Consider the following 22,608-nt stretch of genomic DNA (forward strand, 5'->3'; position numbering starts at 1 on the left):
CGAACAGCGGCTCCTTGTCTTCCTGGTTGTCCTTGTTGTAGGCCAGCGGCTGGCCTTTCATCAGCGTGATCAGGCCCATGAGGTGGCCGACCACGCGCCCGGTCTTGCCACGCGCAAGTTCGGGCACGTCGGGGTTCTTCTTCTGCGGCATGATCGACGAGCCGGTGCAGAAGCGGTCGGCCAGGTCGATGAAGCCGAAGTTCTGGCTCATCCACAACACCAGCTCTTCGCTGAAGCGCGAGAAGTGCACCATGCACAAGGCGGCGGCCGAGGTGAACTCGATTGCGAAGTCGCGGTCGCTCACGGCGTCGAGGCTGTTCTGGCACACGCTGGCGTGGCCTTGCTCGTCGACCATGCCCAGCGAGCGCGCCACGCGCTCGCGGTCGAGCGGGTAGCTCGTGCCGGCCAGGGCTGCTGCGCCGAGCGGCAGCCGGTTGGTGCGGCGGAACACGTCGTTGAATCGCTCGGCGTCGCGCGAGAACATCTCGACGTACGCGAGCAGGTGGTGGCCGAAGCTCACCGGTTGAGCCACCTGCAGGTGCGTGAAACCGGGCAGGATCACTTCGGCGTTCTTGTCGGCCACTTCGACCAGCGCGCGCTGCAATTCGGTGAGCAGCCCGCCGATGGCGACGATCTCGTCGCGCAGCCACAAGCGCACGTCGGTCGCGACCTGGTCGTTGCGCGAGCGGCCGGTGTGCAGGCGCTTGCCCGCGTCGCCGACCAGGCTCGTCAGGCGCGCCTCGATGTTCAGGTGCACGTCTTCGAGATCGAGCTTCCATTCGAACGTGCCGGCTTCGATCTCTTGCGTGATCTGCGCCAGGCCACGCTCGATGGCGGCGTGGTCTTCGGCCGAGATGATCTTCTGCGCCGCCAGCATCTCGGCATGGGCCAGGCTGCCGCGGATGTCGGCGCGCCACAGGCGCTGGTCGAAGCCCACGCTCGCGGTGTAGCGCTTCACCAGGTCGCTCATCGGTTCCGAGAAAAGCGCAGACCAGGCTTGGGACTTCTTGTCGAGTTGGTTGGCAGACATGGCGTGTGATTTGCGGCACGGCCGCCTCTGTGCAGGCGTGCCGGAGTTGGGGACAATGCGCGACCGATGAGCATGCTGGCGGCCCGGGTCGCGAGCGTCGTCGATTCTATAGAGGCCCTCTCGCCACCTCGCCCACGCCAGCCTGCCACCGATGCCCCCACGCCCTTCGCGCCACACCGACCCCGACGCCCCGGCCAGCCGGCCCGGCCGCCTGGGGGCTTCGCCTTCACGGCCGGCCGAGGCGCGCTCCACCGGCTTCGGCACCACGGTGTTCGACGCCATCGGCTCGGCCGAGCCGGTGCGTGCCAAGGCCCATTCGGTGTTCGATGTGTGCCACGCCGGCGTGGTGCTGCGGGCGGTGCTGTTCGTGCACGCGGTGGTGGCGGTGGGCGTGCTCTTCAACGCCACGAACCTCGCTGGCTGGCTCGCCCTTGTGGCCACCGCGTCGAGCGCGGCGCTGCCGGGCGTTTTGCTGTGGCTGCTCGTCGCCTGCGGCCTGAGCCGCCCGCTCGGTGCCTTGTCGCTGGCGGCGCAGTGGGTGTTCGCGGTGTTGCTGGGCGCGGCCGGCGGCGTGGTGGGCTCGGCGCCGGCCTGGCTGCTCGTGGGTGCCGAAGGCCTCGGCCCCACGCCCTGGCTGGCACTCGCGCTGGCCGGCGCCGGCATGGCGGCGGTGATGTTCCAGTGGCTGCGCATGCGCTCGCAGGCCATGCTGCCGGCCGACACCACGGCGCGGCTGGCCGAGCTGCAGTCGCGCATCCGCCCGCACTTCCTGTTCAACACGCTGAATACCGCGCTCACGCTGGTGCGGCTCGACCCGGCGCGTGCCGAAGGTGTGCTCGAAGACCTGGCCGAACTGTTCCGCGTGGCCATCACCGACAGCGGCGAGTCGGTCACGCTGACCGAAGAAGTCGAGCTCGCCAAACGTTACCTCGCGATCGAGCAGATCCGCTTCGGCAGCCGGCTGCAGGTCAATTGGGAGCTTGACCCGGAAGCCGGTGCCGCGCGCGTGCCGCCGCTGCTGCTGCAGCCGCTGGTCGAGAACGCGGTGCGCCATGGCGTGGAGCCTTCCGACACGGGCGGTGTGATCCGCGTGCGCACGCGCGTGAAGCTGGGCCGTGCGCTCGTTTCCATCGTCAACAGCGTGCCCGAGAGCGCTTCGCGCCCCGGCAACGGCATGGCGCTGCGCAACGTGCGCGAGCGCCTGCGCCTGATGCACGACGTGGCGGCGCAGTTCGAGACGCGGCGTGAAGGCGACGTGTTCCGGGTCCAGATCGTGGTGCCGCTGTGAACGCGCCGACCGGCGCATTGCGCGTGCTCATCGTCGACGACGAAGAGCTGGCGCGCTTGCGCCTGCGTGGCCTGGTGAACGACTGCATCGAACCCCGCGCGACCGTGGTCGGCGAAGCGGCGAACGCGGCGCAGGCCTTGTCGTGGCTCGTGACCCAGCCCTGCGACGTGCTGCTGCTCGACGTGCAAATGCCCGGCCGCGACGGCACCCAGCTCGCCGCCGAGTTGCGCCAGCAGGCGGAGGCGGGCACACCGACGCCGGCGGTTGTGTTCGTGACGGCGCACGCCGAACATGCTCTGCGCGCCTTCGATCTCGACGCGGTCGACTACCTCACCAAACCCGTCAAGCGCGAGCGACTGCACGCGGCCCTGCAACGTGTCGCACAGCGGCTGGCGCAACGGCTCGCGCTGCCGCAGGCGGTGCGTGCGAACGACGCCGAAGAAGTCATCGTGGTCAGCGACCGGGGCCGCGTGGTGCGCGTGCCGCTCGTCGACGTGCTGTATTTCAAGGCCGAGCTGAAGTACGTGACGCTGCGCACCGCCGAACACACCTATGTGCTCGACGAGCCGCTGTCTGACCTGGAAGAGCGCCTCGGCAATCGCTTTCTGCGCGTGCACCGCAACGCGCTGGTGGCGCGCCGCGCGGTGCGTGCGCTCGAGCGCCGCGTGATCGCCAGCGAAGGCGAAGACGAAGGCGGCGAAGGCTGGGCCGTGTGCATGGCGCCGGTGAACGAATGGCTGGCGGTGTCGCGCCGCCAGGCCGCCGCGGTGCGCGAAGCGATCATCGCCGCCGGGCAGTGAGCGGCGGGCTGCCACGCCCCCCGCCAACACCTTCCCGCCCCCCTAAATCGGTCTATGGACTGGCCCCGAGCCGGGGCGTAGCCTGCGTCGCGTGTGCCCCAAGCGGGGCAGGTGTTTTCCACCGAATGCACGGAGTCCCTCATGGCCAAGCACGATCACTTCTGCACCGACCGCGTGTTGCCCGGCAACCAGATGCGCTTTCAGTCGACCGTCACCCGTGGCGGCCGGACCCGTGCGATCGCGGTCATCGGCAAGCTGTGGATGAACGGCAGCACGCTGCGCGTGCGTTTTCTGGGTGGCACGGCCGCGCAGCAGGCCAAGGCGAAAGAGCAGGCCCAGTGGTGGACGGCGTTCGCGAACCTCAAGTTCGACTTCAACAACGCGCCCGACGCCGAGATCCGCATCTCTTTCGACCCCGATGACGGTGCGTGGTCTTACATCGGCACCGACAACCGCGGCATCCCGAGCAACCAGGCCACGATGAACCTCGGCTTCATGGACGGCGGCACCGCCGGCCACGAGTTCGGCCACGCCATCGGCCTGGCGCACGAACACCAGAACCCCGATGGTGGCATCGAGTGGAACGAAGCCACCGTGATCCAGAGCCTGTCGGGGCCGCCGAACAACTGGGACGAAGCGACGATCCGGCACAACGTGCTCGACAAGTACCGCGCCGACCAGCTGCGAGGCACGAAGTTCGACCCCGATTCGATCATGCTGTACTTCTTTCCCGGCAGCTGGGTCAAGAGCGGCGTCGGCACGCATGCGAACGAGGTTCTCTCGGCCACCGACAAGGCCTTCATCGCCAGCGCGCAGGCCTACCCGAAGAGCGCACCGACGGTCGTCGACGCGACCGAGATCAAGGTGAACGCGTCGCGCCGCACCGGCGCCTCGATCGGCAAGCCCGGCGAAGAAGACCTGTTCAGGTTCACGGTCGTGACCGGTGGCAGCCACGTCATCGACACCAAAGGCCCGACCGACGTGGTGATGCGCCTGTTCGGCCCGAACAGCGCGACCAACGTGATCGCCGAAGACGACGACAGTGGCGAAGGCACGAACGCGCGCATCGCCGCGAGCCTGGTGCCGGGGCTCTACTACGCGCAGGTGCGGCACTACAACCGCACCGGTGGCAAAGGCGACTACACGATCCGCGTGCGGCGCACCTCGGCCTGAATCAGCCCGTGTTGCGCAAGCCGGCCGCCACGCCGTTGATCGAGATGTGGATGCCTCGCTGCACCTTGGCGTTGCCCGGGTCGCCTTCGGTGCGGTGGCGATAGCGCCGCATCAACTCGACCTGCAGGTGGTTCAGCGGGTCGAGGTACGGAAAGCGGTGTTCGATCGAGCGCGCGAGCGACGGGTTCGACGCCAGGCGCAGCTTCTCGCCGGTGATCAACTCCAGCGCGTCGCTGGTGCGTTGCCACTCGGCGCGGATCAGTCCGAAGATGCGTTTGCCGAGTTTCTTGTCTTCCACCAGCTCGACGTAGCGCGCCGCGATGGCGAGGTCGCTCTTCGCGATCACCATGTCGAGGTTCGACAGCAGCGTGCCGAAGAACGGCCACTGCTTGTGCATGCGCTGCAGCAGCGCCTGGCGTTCCTTGCGCTGCTTCGGTTCCTTGCCGAGATACGCCTCGATGGCCGAGCCGAAGCCGCACCAGCCCGGCAAGCCCACACGGCACTGGCCCCAGCTGAAGCTCCACGGGATCGCGCGCAGGTCTTCGATCGCGCGCGTGGCCTTGCGTGATGCCGGCCGCGAGCCGATGTTGAGCTCGGCGATCTCGCGGATCGGCGTGGCGCTGAAGAAGTATTCGGTGAAGCCGGGGGTGTCGTAAACGAGCTTGCGGTAGGCCGCGAAGCTCGCGTCGCTGATGGCCGCCGCCGCTTCGAGAAAACTCTTCGGCGCGCTCTTGGTCGGGTTCAGCAGCGTGGCTTCGAGCGTGGCGGCGACCAGCGTTTCGAGGTTGCGCCGGCCGATCTCGGGGTGGGCGTATTTCGAGGCGATCACCTCGCCCTGTTCGGTCAGGCGGATCTGGCCGTTCACCGTGCCCGGCGGCTGCGCCAGGATCGCCTGGTAGCTCGGGCCGCCGCCGCGCCCGACCGTGCCGCCGCGGCCGTGGAACAGCCGCAGCGTGATGCCGTGTTCGCGGCCGAGTTCGGCGAACAGCGCCACGAGATCGAGCTCGGCGCGGTACAGCTCCCAGTTGCTGGTGAAGCTGCCGCCGTCCTTGTTGCTGTCGCTGTAGCCGAGCATGATGTCTTGCTCGGCGCCGCTGCGTTTCATCATGCCGGTGATGCCGGGCAGGGCGTAGAAGGCGCGCATGATCGGCGCGGCGTTGCGCAGGTCGCCGATGGTCTCGAAGAGGGGTGAGACGATCAGGTCGCTGACGGCGCCGTCTGCGAGCGTGCCGCGCAGCAGCCCCACTTCCTTCAGCAGCAGCATCACTTCGAGCAGGTCGCTCACGTCTTCGGTGTGCGAGATGATGTAGTGGCGCAGCGACTCGCGGCCGTAACGCGCGAGCATCTCGACGGCGGCTTCGAAGATCGCGAGCTCGCCGACCGTGTGCTCGCTGTAGGCTGCGGCACGAACGCGCAGCGGCCGCGCGTCGTTGAGTTGCCCGACCAGCAGCGCGCGGCGCGCGTCTTCGCTCAGGGCGCTGTAGTCGGCCTCGACTTTCGCCACGCGCAGCAGCTCGGCGACCACGGCCTCGTGCTTGTCGGAGCTTTGCCGCAGGTCCACCGTGGCGAGGTGGAAGCCGAACACCTGCACCGCGCGCAGCAGCGGCTGCAGGCGCGGTGCGGCCAGGGCTTGTGCGTTGTGCGCGGCGAGCGAGGCGTCGATGACGCGCAGGTCGCTCAGGAAGTCTGAGGCCGAGAGGTAGGGGTTCTGCGGCGCCACGGCATGGCGCAGCGCTTCCGTGCCGGTGAAGAGTTCGAGCGTGGCCGCCAGCCGCGCATACATGCCGATCAGCGCGCGCCGGTAGGGTTCGTCGCTGCGGTGCACGCTGTGGTCGGGCGAGCTCGCAGCGAGCGCGAGCATGTCGGCCGACACCGGTGCCAGCGTGGCCGAGATCGAGAGTTCGGCGCCGAGCTCGTGCGCTTCGGTCAGATAGAAGCGCAGCACGGTTTCGCTTTGCCGTGCCAGCGCCATGCGCAGCGTGTCGGCGGTGACGAAGGGGTTGCCGTCGCGGTCGCCGCCGATCCAGTTGCCCATGCGGAAGAACGACGCGATCTCGTGGCCCGGCAGCGCCTGTTCGATGTCGCGGTACATGCGCGGGATCTGGCGCAGGAAAGTCGAGCGGTAATAGCTGAGCGCGTTCTCGATCTCGTCGGCCACGGTCAGTTTGGCGGTGCGCAGCATGCGCGTCTGCCAGAGCTGCGTGACGCGCGCACGCATCAGCGCTTCGTTCTCGTTGCGATCGCGCTCGGTGTGCAGCGTGTCGCGCTCTTCCACCAGCTCGGCGATGGCACGCTCGGCGTCGAGGATGCTCTTGCGCTGCACCTCGGTCGGATGCGCGGTGAGCACCGGCGAGATGTAGGCACGTGCCAGCGTGCTGGCGATGTCGGCGGCGCGGATGTCGGCCTGCGCCAGGCGCTCCAGCGTCATCGTCAGCGAGCCTTCGTGCAGGTGGCCCTGGCGCTCGTGGTGGTCGCGCCGGCGCACGTGATGGCGGTCTTCGGCGATGTTGGCGAGGTGCGAAAAATAGCTGAAAGCGCGGATCACGCTGACGGTCTGGTCGCCCGACAGGTTCTTCAGCAGCCGGTCGAGCGCGCGGCCGGCCTGGGCGTCGCTCTTCAGCCGGTAGGCCACCGACAACTGGCGCACCCGCTCGACCAGCTCGAACGCCGCCTTGCCCTCTTGCTCGCGAATCACGTCACCCAGGATGCGGCCGAGCAGGCGAATGTCGTCGACCAGTGGCTTGTTCTTCTGGGCGGCGTCGTTTTTGGCGCTGCGGCGGGGTGCAAGGGCTTTGGCGCTGGCCATGGTTACCTCGATTGATGTAATTTGGTTACGGGCCGACGAATCGTAGCAGCGTGCCGCTGCGGGTGGCCGCGGGGCTCACGCAAGAGGCGCGCCTGCTAGCATTGTTCGATGACTTCAAGCACCCTCATCGCCACCCGCGAAAGCCGCCTGGCACTCTGGCAAGCCGAGCATGTGCGTGACCTGCTGACGCAGCGTTTCGGCATGAGCGTGGCGCTGCTCGGCATGACGACGCGTGGCGACCAGATCCTCGACCGCAGCCTTTCGAAGGTCGGCGGCAAGGGGCTGTTCGTCAAGGAGCTCGAAACCGCGTTGGAAGAAGGGCGTGCGCACCTCGCGGTGCATTCGCTGAAAGACGTGCCGATGGACCTGCCCGAAGGCTTCGAGCTGGCCGCGGTGCTCGACCGCGAAGACCCGCGCGATGCTTTTGTGTCGAACCGCTTCGCCACGCTGGCCGACTTGCCGCAGGGCGCCTGCGTGGGCACCTCGAGCCTGCGCCGCGTGGTGCAGCTGGCCGCGCTGCGGCCCGACCTCGACGTGCAGCCGCTGCGTGGCAATCTCGACACGCGCCTGCGCAAGCTCGACGAAGGCGGCTACGACGCGATCGTGCTCGCCGCGGCCGGGCTCATGCGGCTCGGGTTGGCCGAACGAATCCGCTCGCGCTTCGAGCCGGCTCAGATGCTGCCTTGTGCGGGGCAGGGCGCGCTCGGCATCGAGGTGCGGGCCGACGCCCACGCGCTGCGCGAACAACTGGCGCAGCTGACGCACCGTCCCACCTGGCTGGCGGTGCAGGCAGAACGGGCCGTGTCGCGTGCCCTCGGCGGCAGCTGCAGCATGCCGCTGGCGGCGCACGCGGTCTGGAATGGCGCGGCGCTGGAACTGCGTGTCGCCCTCGGCCACCCGGTGGCACCGCAGTCGCCCTTGTTGCGGGTGACCGACAGCGCGAAGGTCGCCACCGACGCCGATGCGCGGGCGCTCGGCGAGCGCGCGGCCGAGGTGCTGCGCCAGGCCGGCGCGGCCGCGTACCTCGGCGCCGCGGCCGAACAGCGCGCCGCGCCCTGAACCGGCCGGTGCCGCCGATGCTGCGGGTGATCGTCACGCGGCCGGCAGCGCAGGCCGCTGATTGGGTGCGGCGCTTGGGCGCCGAACACATCGAGGCCGTGGCCCTGCCGCTGATCGGCGTGGGCCCGGCGGCCGATGCGGCGGCGGTGCACGAAGCCTGGAAATCGTTGCCGACCTGCCGGCTGGTCATGTTCGTGAGCCCGAATGCCGTGGAGCACTTCTTCGCGCTGCGGCCGGCCGGCATGGGCTGGCCGGCTGGCGTGATCGCCGGTTCGCCCGGGCCGGGAACGACGCGCAGCCTGCTCGACATGGGCGTGCCCGTTGCGCAGACGGTGGCACCCTCTGCCGACGCCGCGCAGTTCGATTCGGAGTCGCTGTGGCAGCAACTCGAAACGCAGGACTGGCACGGCGCGCAGGTGCTGATCGTGCGTGGTGACGGGGGCCGTGACTGGCTCGCCGAGACGCTGCGCGGCCGCGGTGCGCGGGTGGCGCACGTGGCGGCCTACCGCCGCGAGGCGCCGCTGTTCGACGCCTCGCAGCAGGCCGTGCTGGCCGGCGCGCTGCGCGAACCGGCGTCGCACCTCTGGTACTTCAGCAGCTCCGAAGCGATCGATCACCTGCAGCATCTGGTGCAAGGCTTCGAGACGCCGCGCTGGCCAGAAGCGCGCGCGTTGGCCACGCACCCGCGCATCGTCGAGCGCGCGCGCCAGCTCGGCATCGCACGTGTGACCGAGTGTCGCCCGCCGCTGGAAGCGGTGGTCGCCTGCATACAATCGATGCGATCGTGAACGAGCTTCCCCCCGACCTGGTTTCCACCCCGGTGGCCGCAGCCCCGGCTGCCCCGACTGCGGCTGCCGCAGAGCCGGCGCGCGCAGCGGCGCCCCTGGCGTCGCGCATCGGTTGGGGCGCGGGCGCCGTGTTGGGCGCGCTGACCGTGGCCAGTGTGGTGCTCGCCTGGAAGGCCGACCAGCGGGTGCTCACGCTCGAACAGGAACTGGTGCGGCGCCAGCAAGACAGCGCGGCGCTCTCGACCGAAGCCCGCATGCTGGCCAAGCAGGCCCAGGAAGGCATGGGCAGCACCGCCGCCAAGCTGGCGCTGCTCGAAGCCCGCGTGGCCGAAGTGGCGGTGCAGCGTGGCCAGCTCGAAGAGCTGATCCAGTCGCTCTCGCGCTCGCGTGACGAGAACATCCTGGTCGACGTGGAAGCGGCGATCCGCGTGGCCTTGCAGCAGACCGCGATCACCGGCAGCGCCGAGCCGCTGGTGGCCACGCTGAAACAGAGCGACGAGCGCCTGGCGCGCTACAACCAACCGCGGCTCGAAGGCGTGCGGCGCGCGATCGTGCGTGACCTCGACCGTGTGAAAGCCGTCAGCGTGGCCGACATCTCCTCGCTCGGCATCAAGCTCGACGAGGCGATCCGCATGGTCGACGACCTGCCGCTCGTGGCCGTGGTCGACACGCGCCGCGAGCCGGCGCGCGACGTGGCGCGGCCGGCGTCGGCCGCGGGCCGAAGCGCGAGTGCTGCGTCCGTCGGGCGTGCGGCCAGCGCAGCGCCGGGTTGGTCGGCCCAGGTCGGCGAGTTCTGGAACACGCTGAGCGAACGCGTCTGGGGCGAAGCGAAGTCGCTGGTGCGCGTGACGCAGACCGACCACCCCGACGCGATGCTGCTGGCGCCGGAGCAGTCGTACTTTCTGCGCGAGAACCTCAAGCTTCGTCTGCTCAATGCACGGCTGGCTCTTCTGAGCCGGCAGTTCGGCATCGCGCAGACCGACCTGCAGGGTGCGCAGGCGGCGCTCGACCGCTACTTCGACCGCGGCTCGAAGCGCACGCTACTCGCGATCGAACTCGTCAAGCAGGTGGCCGGCCAGGCGCGCAGCGTGGGCGTGCCGCGGCCCGACGACACGCTCGCCGCGCTGACCGCCGCTGCCGGGCGCTGACGCTCAGATGCGCGCCACCATCTGGTTCGTGCTGCTCTTCGTGGCGGCGGTGGTGGCGGCGAGCACGCTCGGCACCAACGACGGGCTCGTCGCGCTGTATTGGCGCGGCTGGCGCTACGACATCTCGCTGAACCTGTTCCTGCTGCTGCTGTTCGGCAGCTGCTTCCTGCTCGTCAGTGCGATCCAGGCGCTGAACACGCTGATCGGCCTGCCGCAGCGCGCGCGCGAGTGGCGCGTGGCTCGGCGAGACCGCAGCGCGCAGGCGGCGCTGCGCGACGCGCTCGCGCAATACTTCGGCGGCCGCTACAGCCGCGCCCAGAAGGCGGCGCAACGCGCGCTGGCGATCCAGGCCGACACGCCCGAGCTGGCACAAGACAACGAGTTCACCGTGCTCGGCCACCTGCTGGCCGCCGGCAGCGCGCACCGCCTGCAAGACCGCACCGGTCGCGACGAAGAGTTGCGCCGTGCCCTGCACCTGTCGCGCCGCAGTGCCGCAGCGCGATCGGCAGAAGAGGGCGCGCGCCTGCTCGCGGCGGAGTGGGCGCTCGAAGACCGTGACGCGCCGCGTGCGATGGAACTGCTGGCCGAGTTGCCCGTGGGTGTGGCGCGGCGCACCCACGCATTGCGCCTGAAGCTCCAGGCCACGCGCCTGGGCCGCCAGCCTCAAGACGCGCTCAAGACAGCGCGCCTGCTGGCCAAGCACCAGGCTTTTTCGAAGGGCGCGGCCGAAGGTCTGCTGCGTTCGCTCGCGTTCGAATCGCTCGCCACCGCGCACGACGCCGACCAGTTGCGGCGCACCTGGCTCCAGTTCGATGCGGTCGACCGGCGCGACCCGTTCGTCGCTGCGCGCGCGGCCGTGCGCGCCGCCGAGCTCGGTGCTGTCGACGAAGCGCGGGGCTGGTTGCGGCCGTTCTGGGATCGGCTGCCGGAGTTGAGCGCCGACGAGCGCAGCGCCGTCGCGCAGGCCTTGGCGGCTGCGGTGCAGGGCCTGGGGCCCGAGTGGTTGCCTCGCCTCGAGGCGGCGTCGCAGGCTTACCCGCGCGAAGCCTCGATGGCGCTCGCACTGGGTTGCGCGCTCACCGAGCGCCAGCTCTGGGGCAAGGCCCGGCTGGCGCTCGAGCAGTCGGCCGCCGATGCGGCCTTGCCCACCGCGGCGCGGCGCAAGGCCTGGCTCGCTTTGGCGCGGCTGGCACAGCAGGAAGGTGACGCCGCGCGGGTCGCCCGCTGCTTCGAAGCTGCAGCCCGCCTGCCCTGACGCATTTCAACTGCTATAATCTGCGGCTGCGCGGCTGTAGCTCAGCTGGATAGAGTACTTGGCTACGAACCAAGGGGTCGTGGGTTCGATTCCTGCCAGCCGCACCAGAACAACAAGAAATGGAACAACGGCCTGGAGACTTCGGTTTCCAGGCCGTTTTTTCTTGTTCGGGTGACCTGTCGGCTGCGTTCAGACCCGGATCGAGCCGCGAAAGCCTCGGGCGGCGTAGTACGACTGCGCGCCGTTGTGATACACGAACACCGTGTCATAGCGCCGGTCGCAGAACAGCGCTCCACCGAGCGAGCGCACGCTGGCGGGCGTGCGCACCCAGCTCGATGTCTTGGTGTCGAAGTCGTCCAGCTGCTGGAGCGCGCGGTACTGTTCTTCCGACAGCAACTCGATGCCCATCGCGGCGGCCATGTCGACGGCGTTGTCGGCGGGCTTGTTTTCCTTGCGTGACCGGAGCGCCTCGCCGTCGTAGCAGAGACCTCGGCGCCCGGCCGGGCTCTCTGCCGAGCAATCGCAGAAGGTGAAGTGGCCCGTCGCCTTGTCGTGGCCGATCACGTCGGGTTCGCCGCCGCTCGTCTCCATTGCTCGCAAACAAACCAGGGCCGCGGGAGCGGCTTCCAGTCGGGCGAGCACATCGGCCCATTTCAGTGTCTTGTGCCGGCGCACGTTCTTCTCGAAGCGGGCGCGCAGCGTGTCGAGCAGGTCTTGCCGTTCTGATGCTTTCATGCTCTTTGCGGTGGAGTTTCCGACGCGCAGCCGAAGGCTCGGGCTAGCGAACCCTCGTAGCCGCTGGCGGCTGTTTCAGCCCGAGCACGCAGGCGGCGCAGGCGCACGGCGTGGGTGATCCCACTCCCCGCGCCAGCGGGTCGGGCCGCAGCTGCTGGTGGGCACCCTCGCGTGCTGGATGTTTCGGCTTCGCGGCGGGGCGGTCGTCCAGCACCCGGTGCACCCTGCTCGCGGGCCACGACTTCGGCAGCTTTCGCTGCGTGCCCGAGAGGCTCTCGACGAGGTTCGACCATGGATTGTTCATGTCTTCAGACTAGGCGCCGGCAACGCCTCGCGCCTCCCCCTGAGTGGGGCAGGGCACACAGCCACGCCGAGAAGAAGTTCTCATTTCAATCGGCGTCATGCGGTCGAACACGCGGAATGGCGGGGCAGGGATGGCCACTGGCAGGCCGCCGCCGGGTGTGCAGCCTGAGCAGTTGAGGGATCAGAGATAGTGCAATATGTTGCTTTCGCTTCTCTGGCATCGCGTTCGACTGCATGCCTTTCGAAACCTTGAAGCCAGCTCGCTTTCCTCCCCCTGTGAGGGAGCAGAAGAAGGCATGCACAAAACTGCTTGATCTTTCTCAAGAAGATGCAGTATTATGCATTTCATTGGCGCAACCAGTGCGGCTGTTCGCACGATCCCGAGGAACTCTCCATGAACGAAGCACCGCGTGTCGACTACCGGACTGACCCTTCCCAGTACCGGCACTGGAAGCTGAAGTTCGAGGGCCCGGTGGCCACGCTGCTGGCCGACTTCGATGAAAACGCGGGCCTGCGCCCGGGCTACAAGCTCAAGCTCAACAGCTACGACCTCGGCGTCGACATCGAACTGAACGATGCGATCAACCGCATCCGCTTCGAGCACCCCGAAGTGCGCACGGTGGTCGTGACCAGTGCAAAAGACAAGGTGTTCTGCTCGGGCGCCAACATCTTCATGCTCGGTGTCAGCAGCCACGCGTGGAAAGTGAACTTCTGCAAGTTCACGAACGAAACCCGAAACGGCCTCGAAGACTCGTCGAAACACTCGGGCCTGAAGTTCATCGCGGCCGTCAACGGCGCCTGTGCTGGCGGCGGCTACGAGTTGGCCTTGTCGTGCGATGAGATCTACCTCGTCGACGACCGCTCCTCGGCCGTGAGCCTGCCCGAAGTGCCTTTGCTCGGCGTTTTGCCCGGCACCGGCGGCCTGACCCGCGTGACCGACAAGCGCCATGTGCGGCACGACCTCGCCGACCTGTTCTGCACCAGCGTCGAAGGTGTGCGCGGGCAGAAGGCAAAAGACTGGCGCCTGGTCGACGAGATCGCCAAGCCGCAGGTGTTCGCGCAGAAGGTGCAGGAGCGCGCGCTGGTGCTGGCCGCGCAGAGCGACCGGCCGGCCGACGGAAAGGGTGTGGCGCTCACGCCGCTGCAGTGCACGCTCGAAGCCGACGCGTTGCGCTACGAATTCGTCACAGTGCAGATCGACCGCGCCAAGCGCACCGCCACCTTCACCGTGAAAGCGCCCGCCGCTGCCCAACCCACCACACTCGAAGGCATCGTCGCGGCCGGCGTGGCCTGGTGGCCGCTGCAGATGGGCCGCGAACTCGAAGACGCGATCTTGTCGATGCGCACCAACGAGCTCGACATCGGCACCTGGCTGCTCAAGACCGAAGGTGATGCGGCCGCCGTGCTCGCCAGCGACGCGCTGATGCTCGCGCACCAGAAGCACTGGCTGGTGCGCGAAACCATCGGCCTGCTGCGCCGCACCTTCAGCCGCCTCGACGTGTCGTCGCGCAGCCTGTTCGCGGTGATCGATGCCGGTTCGTGTTTCGCGGGCACGCTGCTCGAGCTGGCGCTGGCCTGCGACCGCAGCTACCACCTCGCGCTGCCCGACGACGCAGCGCGCGCGCCGAAGGTCACCGTGGGCGAGGCCAACTTCGGCATCTACCCGATGGTCACCGAACAGAGCCGTCTGCAGCGCCGCTACTACAACGAGCAACCCGCGCTCGAAGCGGTGCGTGCCCAATCCGGCCAGCCGCTCGACGCCGACGCCGCGTTCGCGATCGGCCTGGTCACCAGCAACCCCGACGACATCGACTGGGACGACGAATTGCGCATCGCGATCGAAGAGCGCGTGGCCATGTCGCCCGACGCGCTGACGGGCCTCGAAGCGAACCTGCGTTTCAATGGCCCCGAGAACATGTTCACGCGCGTCTTCGGCCGCCTCACGGCCTGGCAGAACTGGATCTTCCAGCGCCCGAACGCCGTGGGCGAGAAGGGCGCATTGAAGGTCTATGGCAAGGGCGACAAGGCACAGTTCGACTGGAACCGGGTTTAACGAGAGCACACCATGAGCAGCATCAACTACAGCGAAAAGATCCCCAACAACGTGAACCTGGCCGAAGACCGCACGCTGCAGCGCGCGCTCGAACAGTGGCAGCCGAACTTCATCAACTGGTGGGACGACGTGGGCCCCGAAGGCTCGACCGACTTCGACGTGTACTTGCGCACCGCCGTCAGCGTCGACCCCGGCGGCTGGGCGCAGTTCGGCCACGTGAAGATGCGCGATTACCGCTGGGGCATCTTCCTGAACCCGGGTGACGCCGAGCGCAAGGTGCACTTCGGCGACAACCTCGGCGAAAAGGCCTGGACCGACGTGCCCGGCGAACACCGCGCCAACCTGCGGCGCATCATCGTCACGCAGGGCGACACCGAGCCGGCTTCGGTCGAGCAGCAACGCCACCTCGGCCTCACGGCGCCTTCGATGTACGACCTGCGCAACCTGTTCCAGATCAACGTGGAAGAAGGCCGCCACCTGTGGGCGATGGTCTACCTGCTGCACAAGCACTTCGGCCGCGACGGCCGCGAAGAAGCCGATGCGCTGCTGCAACGCCAGTCGGGCGACCAGAACAACCCGCGCATCCTGGGCGCCTTCAACGAGAAGACGCCCGACTGGCTGGCGTTCTTCATGTTCACCTACTTCACCGACCGCGACGGCAAGTTCCAGCTCTCGGCGCTGGCCGAAAGCGCCTTCGACCCGCTGGCCCGCACGACCAAGTTCATGCTGACCGAAGAAGCGCACCACATGTTCGTGGGCGAGAGCGGCGTGTCGCGCGTCTTGCAGCGCACCGCGCAGGTGATGAACGAGCTGAAGACCGACGACGCGCAGAAGGTGCGTGCGGCCGGCGCGATCGACCTGGGCACCGTGCAGCGTTACCTCAACTTCCACTACAGCGTGACGATCGACCTGTTCGGCGCCGACCAGTCGAGCAACGCCGCAATCTTCTACAGCTCGGGCCTGAAGGGCCGCTACGAAGAAGGCAAACGCAGCGACGACCACATCCTCAAGGGCCAGACCTACAAGGTGCTCGAAGTCCAGAACGGCCAGCTGGTCGAGAAGGACGTGCCGATGCTGAACGCGCTCAACGAAGTGCTGCGCGACGACTTCATCAAGGACTCGGTGGCCGGCGTGGGCCGCTGGAACAAGGTGCTCGAGAAGGCCGGCATCCCGACCCGCATGGTCGTGCCGCACAAGGCCTTCAACCGCCAGATCGGTGCACTCGCGGGCGTGAAGATGTCGCCCGAAGGCCGCGTGGTCAGCGAGGCAGAATGGAGCGCGAAGAAGAACGAGTGGCTGCCCACGCCCGATGACTTCGCTTTCGTGGCTTCGCTGATGGGCCGCGTGGTCGAACCGGGCCGCTTCGCGAACTGGATCGCGCCGCCGGCGATGGGCATCAACAAGCAGCCGGTCGACTTCGAGTACGTGCGCTTCAACTGAAGCGCGCTGCCGGATCCACCAGAACAAGGGGCCTTTCGGCCCCTTGCGCACAATGGGCCTCTTTGCGAGCGCGCGAAGAAGCGAGGAGACACACATGGACACGGCCACCGCCGCCAACCCGGTCATCAAGCAGCACCTGATCGACCCGGAGATCTGCATCCGCTGCAACACCTGCGAAGCCACGTGCCCGGTGGGCGCGATCACGCACGACGACCGCAACTACGTGGTCGACCCCGATAAGTGCAACTTCTGCATGGCCTGCATTTCGCCGTGCCCCACCGGTTCGATCGACAACTGGCGCACCATGCTGCGCGTGCGCGCCTACACGCCGGCCGAGCAGCTCACCTGGGACGAACTGCCGGCCGAGATCAGCGCAGAGCAACTCGCGGCTGAAGGTGTTGTGCTAACGGAAGACACGCCGAGTGCCGCCCGCGAGACCGACGCACACACCGCCGCCGCGGGCGAGGCGCCCTTCAGCGCGAGCATGTACGGCGCCACGCTGCCACCCTGGTCGGCCGCGCACGCCTACACCAACCTGCACGGGCCGAAGAGCCCGATCACGGCCACGGTCGTCGGCAACGTGCGAGTCACCGCCGTCGGCCACGAGTACGACACCCACCATGTGGTGCTCGACTTCGGCAGCATGCCGTTTCCGGTGCTCGAGGGCCAGTCGATCGGCATCCTGCCGCCCGGGCTCGACGCCCAGGGCCGCGCCCACCACGCGCGCCAGTACTCGGTCGCCAGCCCGCGCAACGGCGAGCGGCCCGGCTACAACAACGTGTCGCTCACGATCAAGCGGGTGCTCGAAGACCACCAGGGCCAGCCGGTGCGTGGTGTGGCCTCGAACCACCTGTGCGACCTGCAGGTGGGCGACTCGGTGCAGGTGATCGGCCCGTTCGGCTCCAGCTTCCTGATGCCCAACCACCCACGCTCGAACATCGTGATGATCTGCACCGGCACCGGCAGCGCGCCGATGCGCGCCATGACCGAGTGGCGGCGCCGACTGCGCGCTTCGGGCAAGTTCGAAGGGGGCAAGCTGATGCTGTTCTTCGGTGCGCGCACGAAAGAAGAGCTGCCCTACTTCGGCCCGCTGCAGAACCTGCCGAAAGACTTCATCGACATCAACTTCGCGTTCTCGCGCACGCCCGGCCAGCCCAAGCGTTATGTGCAAGACCTGATGCGCGAACGTGCTGCCGATCTCGCTGCCTTGCTCTCCGACCCGAACACCTGCATCTATGTGTGCGGCCTGAAGAGCATGGAAGAAGGCGTGGTGCTGGCGCTGCGCGACGTGGCGCAGCAGGCGGGGCTGCACTGGGAAAAGATCGGCGCCACGCTCCGGCAAGAAGGCCGCCTGCATCTCGAAACCTACTGAGCCGGGGCCGCTTGATGAACAAGGCCTTCACCCGTGAACCCGATGCGGACGCCGACGACGACGATGAAGTCGCCTTGCCGGCCCTGCCTGCTGGCACGAAGAACTACCTCACGCAGGCCGGCTACGCGCGGCTGCGCGCCGAGTTGCTGGGCCTGCTGGACGACGAGCGGCCGAAGATCGTCGAGATCGTTTCGTGGGCGGCGAAGAACGGTGACCGTTCCGAGAACGGCGACTACCTCTACGGCAAGAAGCGCCTGCGCGAGATCGACCGCCGCATCCGTTTCCTGACCAAGCGCCTGGACATCGCCGAGGTGGCCGACCCCTCGGTGCACCACGGCAGCGACCAGGTTTTCTTCGGCGCCACCGTGACCTACGTGAACCAGCGCGACGAAGAGCGCACCGTCACGATCAAGGGCATCGACGAGACCGACAACCTGGCCGGCGAGATCAGCTGGGTGTCACCGATCGCGCGCGCGCTGCTGAAGGCCCGCGTCGGCGACGAGCTGCAGCTCATGACGCCCGGCGGGCTGGAGCAGATCGAGGTGCTGGCCGTGCATTACCCCGCACCGCCGGGCCACGCTAAGGCTTGACGCGCGCCACGCGCAGCACCGCGGCCGAACGCTTGAGCGTGCGCATCACGTCGGCCAGGTGCAGCCGGTCTCGCACGCTCAAGAGCAAGTTGAGCTCCGTGATCTCGGCGGCGGTGTCGTCGCCCATGTCGATGTGCGTGATGTCGGCCTCGGCCTCGCTCACCGCCTGGGCCACCTGCGCGAGCACGCCCTTGCCGTTGCGCACCAGCAGCGACACCGCGGTTTCGAAAGAGCGCGTCGGCTGCTCGGCCCAGTCGACGCCCATCCAGTGTTCGCTGTCGCGTTCGAACAGGCGTTTGCCGACGCTGCACTCGGTGGTGTGCACCATCAGGCCTTCGCCACGGCCGAGGTAACCGACGATTCCGTCGCCCGGGATCGGGCGGCAACACGGGGCGAGCTGCACCGAAGCACCTTCGCTGCCGTCGATCAACACCAGCCCTTGTGCGGGCGCGTCGTCCAGGTCGGCGGCGTACCGGCCCATCGTCAGCGTGAGCGGGTCGGGTTTGCTGCCCTGTTCGCTCATCAGGCGCGCCAGGCGCTTGGCCACGATGGTCGCGATCTTGCGGCCCAGTCCGATGTCGGTGAACAGGTCGGTGGTGGCGCGGTTGCCGCTCCAGCGCACGAGCTGTTGCCACAAGGCCGCGCCCTCGGGCGCTTCGGTCTCGGGCAGTTGCAGGCCTTCGGCGCGCAAGGCCTGCGCGAGCATCTTGCGGCCCAGGTCTTCCGACTCTTCCTGCTCCATGTTCTTCAGGTAGTGGCGGATCTTCGAACGCGCGCGGCCGGTGCGCACGAAGTTCAGCCAGGCCGGGTTCGGGCGTGCACCGGGTGCGCTGCTGACCTCGACCACGTCTCCGCTGCGCAGTTCGGTGCGCAGCGCCACCGGCTCGCCGTTGACCTTGGCCGCGACGCAGTGGTCGCCCACGTCGGTGTGGATCGCGTACGCGAAGTCGACCGGCGTGGCGCCGCGCGGCAGCGCCAGAATCTTCGACTTGGGCGTGAACACGTAGACCGCATCGGGGAACAGGTCGATCTTCACGTGTTCGAGAAACTCGCTCGCGTCGCGGGTTTCGTCTTGAATGTCGATCAGCGACTGCAGCCACATGGCGCCCAGGCGCTGCGCTTCCTGCACGTGAACCGGGCCGCGCGTGGTCTTGTATAGCCAGTGTGCGGCGATGCCCTTTTCGGCCACGGCATGCATGGGCTCGGTGCGGATCTGGAACTCGACCGCCGTGCCCAGCGGGCTCACGAGCGTGGTGTGCAGCGACTGGTAGCCGTTGGCCTTGGGGATCGCGATGTAGTCCTTGAAGCGGCCGGGCAGCGGCTTGAAGAGCTGGTGCAGCACACCCATCGCCACGTAACACTCGGACAGCGTGGCCACGACGATGCGAAAGCCGAAGATGTCGTTCACCTGCGCGAAGGTCAGGTGCTTTTCGCGCATCTTCTTGTAGATCGAGATCAGCGTTTTTTCGCGGCCGAACACCTGCGCCGGCAGCTTGGCCTGAGCAAAGGCTTTCTCGACGTCATGCTGAATGCGCTCGACGATGTCGCGCCGGTAGCCACGCGCCTTCTGCACCGCCTTGAACAAGGCCGCGTGGCGCCACGGGCGCAGGTGCTGGAACGAGAGCTCCTGCAACTCGCGGTAGGTCTGGTTCAGGCCGAGGCGGTGCGCGATCGGCGCGTAGATCTCGAGCGTTTCGTTGGCCACACGCGTGCGCTTGGCCGGTGCCACCGCCTCCATCGTGCGCATGTTGTGCAGGCGGTCGGCGAGCTTGATGAGGATCACGCGCACGTCGCGTGCCATCGCCAGCAGCATCTTGCGGAACGACTCGGCCTGCGACTCTTCGCGCGTGGAGAACTGCAGCTTGTCGAGCTTGGTCAGGCCGTCGACCAGGTCGGCCGTGGGCGCACCGAAGCGTTCGATCAGCTCGGTTTTGGTGATGCCGCAATCTTCCATTGCGTCGTGCATCAGCGCGGCCATGATGGCCTGCGCGTCGAGCTTCCACTCTGCACAGAGACCGGCCACCGCGATCGGGTGCGTGATGTAGGGCTCGCCGCTGGCGCGGAACTGGCCCAGGTGCGCTTCGTCGGCGAAGCGGTAGGCGTCGCGCACGCGCTTGATGTCGGCGGCGTCGAGGTAGTCGAGCTTGTGGGTCAGTGCGGCGAACGACGCGGCGGCAGCGTCGGAAGCGGCAGGAACACTCGTGCGTTTGCCCGCCGCGGCTGGCGGGTCACGCAAGGTGTTCGGAGATCGGGCGCCCATGTTCCGAATTTAACGTGGATTGGGCGTTGCGGTGAGCCCGGGGTGATGCCCGGTCATCGCATGGCGGCTCGGGGGCCGCGCGGTCTTGTCAGGCCAGGCGCGTCGGCGCGCTCAGACCGGCACCTTGCGCAGCATCTCGATGCCGACTTCGCCGGCGGCGATCTCGCGCAATGCCGTCACGCCGGGCTTGTTCTTGGTTTCGATCTTCGGCGCGTGGCCCTGGCTCAGCATGCGGGCCCGGTAGGTGGCGGCAAGCACCAGCTGAAAGCGGTTCGGGATCTTGGTCAGGCAGTCTTCGACGGTGATGCGGGCCATGTGCGGTGCTCCGGGAGAAGTGAATGCGGGCTGGTTCGCCAAGGAATCAGCTGAGGTCGAGAGCTGCAAAGACAGCAGGCTTGCTTCTTTGCAAGGCAGCGTACTTGAGCCGCTGCGAATGCACGATCGCTTTCAGGTCGAAAAGCGCCGTCTCGAACAGAGCGTTGATTATAACGAAGTCGAAGTGCCGGGCCTGCGAGACCTCGACCCGCGCGTTCTCCATGCGCCGTGCGATCACCTCGGGCCGGTCTTCGCCGCGCCGGTGCAGCCGCTGCAGCAGTTCTTCCCAGCTCGGCGGCAGGATGAAGATCAGCACGGCATTCGGGAACAGCTTCTTGATCTGCAGCGCCCCTTGCCAATCGATCTCGAGCACCACGTCTTGCCCGCCGGTGATGCGTTCTTCGATCGCCGCTCGCGAGGTGCCGTAGAGGTGGCCGTGCACTTCGGCCCATTCGAGGAAGGCGCCTGACTCGATCATCGAACGAAACGTCGCCGCATCGGTGAAGTGGTACTCGCGGCCCTGCTGTTCTTGCCCGCGGGGTGCGCGCGTGGTGTGCGACACCGCGACCACGAGGTGCGAGTCGACCTGCAGCAGCGAACTGACGAGGCTCGACTTGCCGGCCCCGCTGGGCGCAGCGACGACGAAAAGGTTACCGGGGTATTCCATCGGCTGGATCGAAAGGGGGGGGGGGCCCGCCGGGGGTTCGGCAGCCAGTCTAGCAGCGGCGCCACTCCGAGCGCCCGGCGCGGCCCGATGGCGGCCAGGGCATCGCCGCGCCTTGTGGGCCGACCGGTCGACATTCGTTGAGAGAATCGCCCGCATGTCGAACCAGTTCTCATTGCCGGGCTTCGGTGCGCCACCGAGCCTGCCTCGGCCGGCGAAGCCTTGCGCGGCCAATACGTGAGCACTCGTGCGCGCGTCGCGGCCGATCGACTTCACGTCACCTGCGGCGACATGGGGAGCTTCAGCGAACCGCCGGCGGACGCGCTGGTCAACGCAGCCGTCGAAGCTGCGGCAGCCTTGAGTCTCCCGGCATTCGAGATCGTCTTCGAGCGCGTCATGAGCTTCAAGGGAAACGAGGCGCTGGTTCTGCTCGAACGTGACGGTGCCGCAGGCATCGCAGCGTTTCGCGCCGCGCTGGGGTGGGCGCTCGCGGAGGTCGGCTTGAAGGCCGGCGTCGGTGGCAGGCCGCACATGACGTTGGGCCATGGCGGCACGGAACTCGCCGAGCAAACTGTCGCCGAACCGATCCCCTGGGCCGCGCGGGAGTTCGTGCTCGTTCACAGCCTCGTCGGCAAGGGTGAACATCGGCACCGCGGCCGCCGGCCGCTCGTGCTGCCACCTTGACCCACGCTACTCGAGGTTTTGGACCTGAACGTCCAGTAAAGTGCCAAGTGTCTGTCGTGCGATCAGACTCGTTCCTTGCCGGCCCAAACACCCCACCGAATACTCCACAGTTTTCGCTCGCAGGGGAGTCTTGTGCCTCGGGTGCTGGATGCAGCAGCGCAACTTCAGCGCGTCGGTGACCGCTGTCCGCGATTGAAGGTTATGAGAAATTGCCACCCGTAGGTGGTTCTGCCTGCCAGCGGCAAACTGTTTGATGTCGATAACACGTCAGGCGTCGCAAGAACAATCTCGGCGCTCTCCACATGGGCAGAAAACTCACTCCTTTCGAGAAGGAGCTTTATCAACGGATCGACGAAGTCATGCACTACGTCTGGGATCCAATCGGTGTGTCTGGTGTACCCACGGCCAGAGACGAGTACGACCGCTACTTGCCCCAAGTTTTCACAATGCTCCTCGAGGCGCAAGATCGAGAGATTCTTTCTCGCTATCTCTGGCAAGTCGAAGAAGAACGCATGGGGTTGAATCCAAACCGGAAGAAGGCGGAAGAAGTCGCAGACATACTGCTTGATTGGTGCGCCACACTGCGGCGCAAGTTCGCCGAACAACCGTGAAGCCAAAGTCGAACCCGGTTCACTCGTTGCTTGCTGTGAAGGGCAGCCCGTCACATTCGTGTGCGGCAGCCGCGAGCGCGACGTCTGACCCTTCGGTCATCCGGGCGCTCCACCGCATGCCGGCTTCAGGCCCTCCATTTCATTCCGGGCGTTGCGCCGTCATGCCGTTCCGCGCCGGCTACCTCAAACGTTAGAGCTCATCAGCGCGTACTACTTCGGAACTCGTCCCCATGG

19 protein-coding genes and 1 tRNA gene are annotated in these 22,608 nt (G+C 67.5%); 14 read left to right on the forward strand and 6 right to left on the reverse strand.

The window, feature by feature from the left end; translation table 11 throughout:
* A partial coding sequence (argH, locus tag AC30PD_RS24460; protein WP_489538302.1) for an argininosuccinate lyase occupies positions 1–1,030 on the reverse strand: 1,030 nt, incomplete at its 3' end.
* Between the two features lie 151 nt (positions 1,031–1,181).
* On the opposite strand from argH, the gene AC30PD_RS24465 reads away from it, so the two are divergent.
* The 3 genes from AC30PD_RS24465 to AC30PD_RS24475 all read left to right on the forward strand — a co-directional run bounded on the left by AC30PD_RS24465 (position 1,182) and on the right by AC30PD_RS24475 (position 4,291).
* Entirely contained in the window at positions 1,182–2,318 is a 1,137-nt protein-coding gene (locus AC30PD_RS24465) for a sensor histidine kinase (RefSeq protein WP_489538303.1), read from the forward strand.
* Entirely contained in the window at positions 2,315–3,118 is an 804-nt protein-coding gene (locus tag AC30PD_RS24470) for a LytR/AlgR family response regulator transcription factor (RefSeq protein WP_489538304.1), read from the forward strand. The genes AC30PD_RS24465 and AC30PD_RS24470 overlap by 4 nt, the downstream gene beginning before the upstream one ends.
* 141 nt (positions 3,119–3,259) lie before the next feature.
* Positions 3,260–4,291: a M12 family metallopeptidase gene (locus AC30PD_RS24475; protein WP_489538305.1), complete on the forward strand. Its 1,032-nt coding sequence runs from the start codon at positions 3,260–3,262 to the stop codon at positions 4,289–4,291.
* A 1-nt stretch (position 4,292) separates the two neighbouring features.
* On the opposite strand, the gene ppc is transcribed toward AC30PD_RS24475, so the two are convergent.
* Positions 4,293–7,097 (reverse strand): phosphoenolpyruvate carboxylase, encoded by a 2,805-nt coding sequence (ppc, locus tag AC30PD_RS24480; RefSeq protein ID WP_489538306.1) that lies wholly within the window; start codon positions 7,095–7,097, stop codon positions 4,293–4,295.
* A 108-nt stretch (positions 7,098–7,205) separates the two neighbouring features.
* On the opposite strand from ppc, the gene hemC reads away from it, so the two are divergent.
* The 5 genes from hemC to AC30PD_RS24505 all read left to right on the forward strand — a co-directional run bounded on the left by hemC (position 7,206) and on the right by AC30PD_RS24505 (position 11,454).
* On the forward strand, positions 7,206–8,156 hold the full coding sequence (gene hemC, locus AC30PD_RS24485; RefSeq protein WP_489538307.1) for a hydroxymethylbilane synthase: 951 nt from the start codon (positions 7,206–7,208) through the stop codon (positions 8,154–8,156).
* Positions 8,157–8,173: 17 nt separating this feature from the next.
* Positions 8,174–8,944, forward strand: coding sequence for a uroporphyrinogen-III synthase (locus tag AC30PD_RS24490; protein ID WP_489538308.1), 771 nt, complete (start codon positions 8,174–8,176; stop codon positions 8,942–8,944).
* Entirely contained in the window at positions 8,941–10,092 is a 1,152-nt protein-coding gene (locus tag AC30PD_RS24495; protein ID WP_489538309.1) for a uroporphyrinogen-III C-methyltransferase, read from the forward strand. The genes AC30PD_RS24490 and AC30PD_RS24495 overlap by 4 nt, the downstream gene beginning before the upstream one ends.
* Positions 10,093–10,099: 7 nt before the next feature.
* Positions 10,100–11,347, forward strand: coding sequence for a heme biosynthesis HemY N-terminal domain-containing protein (locus AC30PD_RS24500; RefSeq protein WP_489538310.1), 1,248 nt, complete (start codon positions 10,100–10,102; stop codon positions 11,345–11,347).
* A gap of 30 nt (positions 11,348–11,377) precedes the next feature.
* Positions 11,378–11,454: transfer RNA gene (locus AC30PD_RS24505), tRNA-Arg, on the forward strand.
* Positions 11,455–11,536: 82 nt separating this feature from the next.
* Here AC30PD_RS24505 and AC30PD_RS24510 read toward each other — a convergent pair.
* Positions 11,537–12,082 carry a DUF4256 domain-containing protein gene (locus AC30PD_RS24510; RefSeq protein WP_489538311.1) on the reverse strand — a complete coding sequence of 182 codons (546 nt, stop codon included), beginning with the start codon at positions 12,080–12,082 and terminating at the stop codon, positions 11,537–11,539.
* 697 nt (positions 12,083–12,779) lie between these two features.
* Between AC30PD_RS24510 and boxC the strand changes: the two genes are divergently transcribed.
* From boxC to greB, 4 genes are all read left to right on the forward strand, one after another.
* Complete coding sequence (boxC, locus tag AC30PD_RS24515) at positions 12,780–14,438, forward strand: 2,3-epoxybenzoyl-CoA dihydrolase (RefSeq protein ID WP_489538312.1); 1,659 nt, start codon at positions 12,780–12,782, stop codon at positions 14,436–14,438.
* A 12-nt stretch (positions 14,439–14,450) separates the two neighbouring features.
* Positions 14,451–15,878 (forward strand): benzoyl-CoA 2,3-epoxidase subunit BoxB, encoded by a 1,428-nt coding sequence (gene boxB, locus AC30PD_RS24520; protein ID WP_489538313.1) that lies wholly within the window; start codon positions 14,451–14,453, stop codon positions 15,876–15,878.
* Positions 15,879–15,972: 94 nt separating this feature from the next.
* Positions 15,973–17,250 (forward strand): benzoyl-CoA 2,3-epoxidase subunit BoxA, encoded by a 1,278-nt coding sequence (gene boxA / locus AC30PD_RS24525; protein WP_489538314.1) that lies wholly within the window; start codon positions 15,973–15,975, stop codon positions 17,248–17,250.
* Positions 17,251–17,264: 14 nt separating this feature from the next.
* Positions 17,265–17,840, forward strand: a complete 576-nt coding sequence (gene greB / locus AC30PD_RS24530; protein ID WP_489538315.1) for a transcription elongation factor GreB — start codon at positions 17,265–17,267, stop codon at positions 17,838–17,840.
* Here the strand turns inward: greB and AC30PD_RS24535 are convergent.
* The 3 genes from AC30PD_RS24535 to gmk all read right to left on the reverse strand — a co-directional run bounded on the left by AC30PD_RS24535 (position 17,830) and on the right by gmk (position 21,082).
* A complete protein-coding gene (locus AC30PD_RS24535) occupies positions 17,830–20,100 on the reverse strand; it encodes a RelA/SpoT family protein (RefSeq protein ID WP_489538316.1) in 2,271 nt (756 codons plus the stop codon). The genes greB and AC30PD_RS24535 overlap by 11 nt on opposite strands.
* A 111-nt stretch (positions 20,101–20,211) precedes the next feature.
* A complete protein-coding gene (gene rpoZ, locus AC30PD_RS24540) occupies positions 20,212–20,415 on the reverse strand; it encodes a DNA-directed RNA polymerase subunit omega (protein WP_489538317.1) in 204 nt (67 codons plus the stop codon).
* A gap of 46 nt (positions 20,416–20,461) precedes the next feature.
* Complete coding sequence (gmk, locus tag AC30PD_RS24545) at positions 20,462–21,082, reverse strand: guanylate kinase (RefSeq protein ID WP_489538318.1); 621 nt, start codon at positions 21,080–21,082, stop codon at positions 20,462–20,464.
* A gap of 288 nt (positions 21,083–21,370) precedes the next feature.
* Here gmk and AC30PD_RS24550 point away from each other — a divergent pair, with 288 nt between their 5' ends.
* Positions 21,371–21,763, forward strand: a complete 393-nt coding sequence (locus AC30PD_RS24550; protein ID WP_489538320.1) for a 2'-5' RNA ligase family protein — start codon at positions 21,371–21,373, stop codon at positions 21,761–21,763.
* 302 nt (positions 21,764–22,065) lie between these two features.
* Positions 22,066–22,374 (forward strand): hypothetical protein, encoded by a 309-nt coding sequence (locus AC30PD_RS24555; protein WP_489538319.1) that lies wholly within the window; start codon positions 22,066–22,068, stop codon positions 22,372–22,374.
* The last annotated feature ends 234 nt before the right edge of the window (positions 22,375–22,608 follow it).

The organism is Rhizobacter sp. (genome assembly GCF_032229685.1).
GTDB lineage: Bacteria > Pseudomonadota > Gammaproteobacteria > Burkholderiales > Burkholderiaceae_C > LMDS01.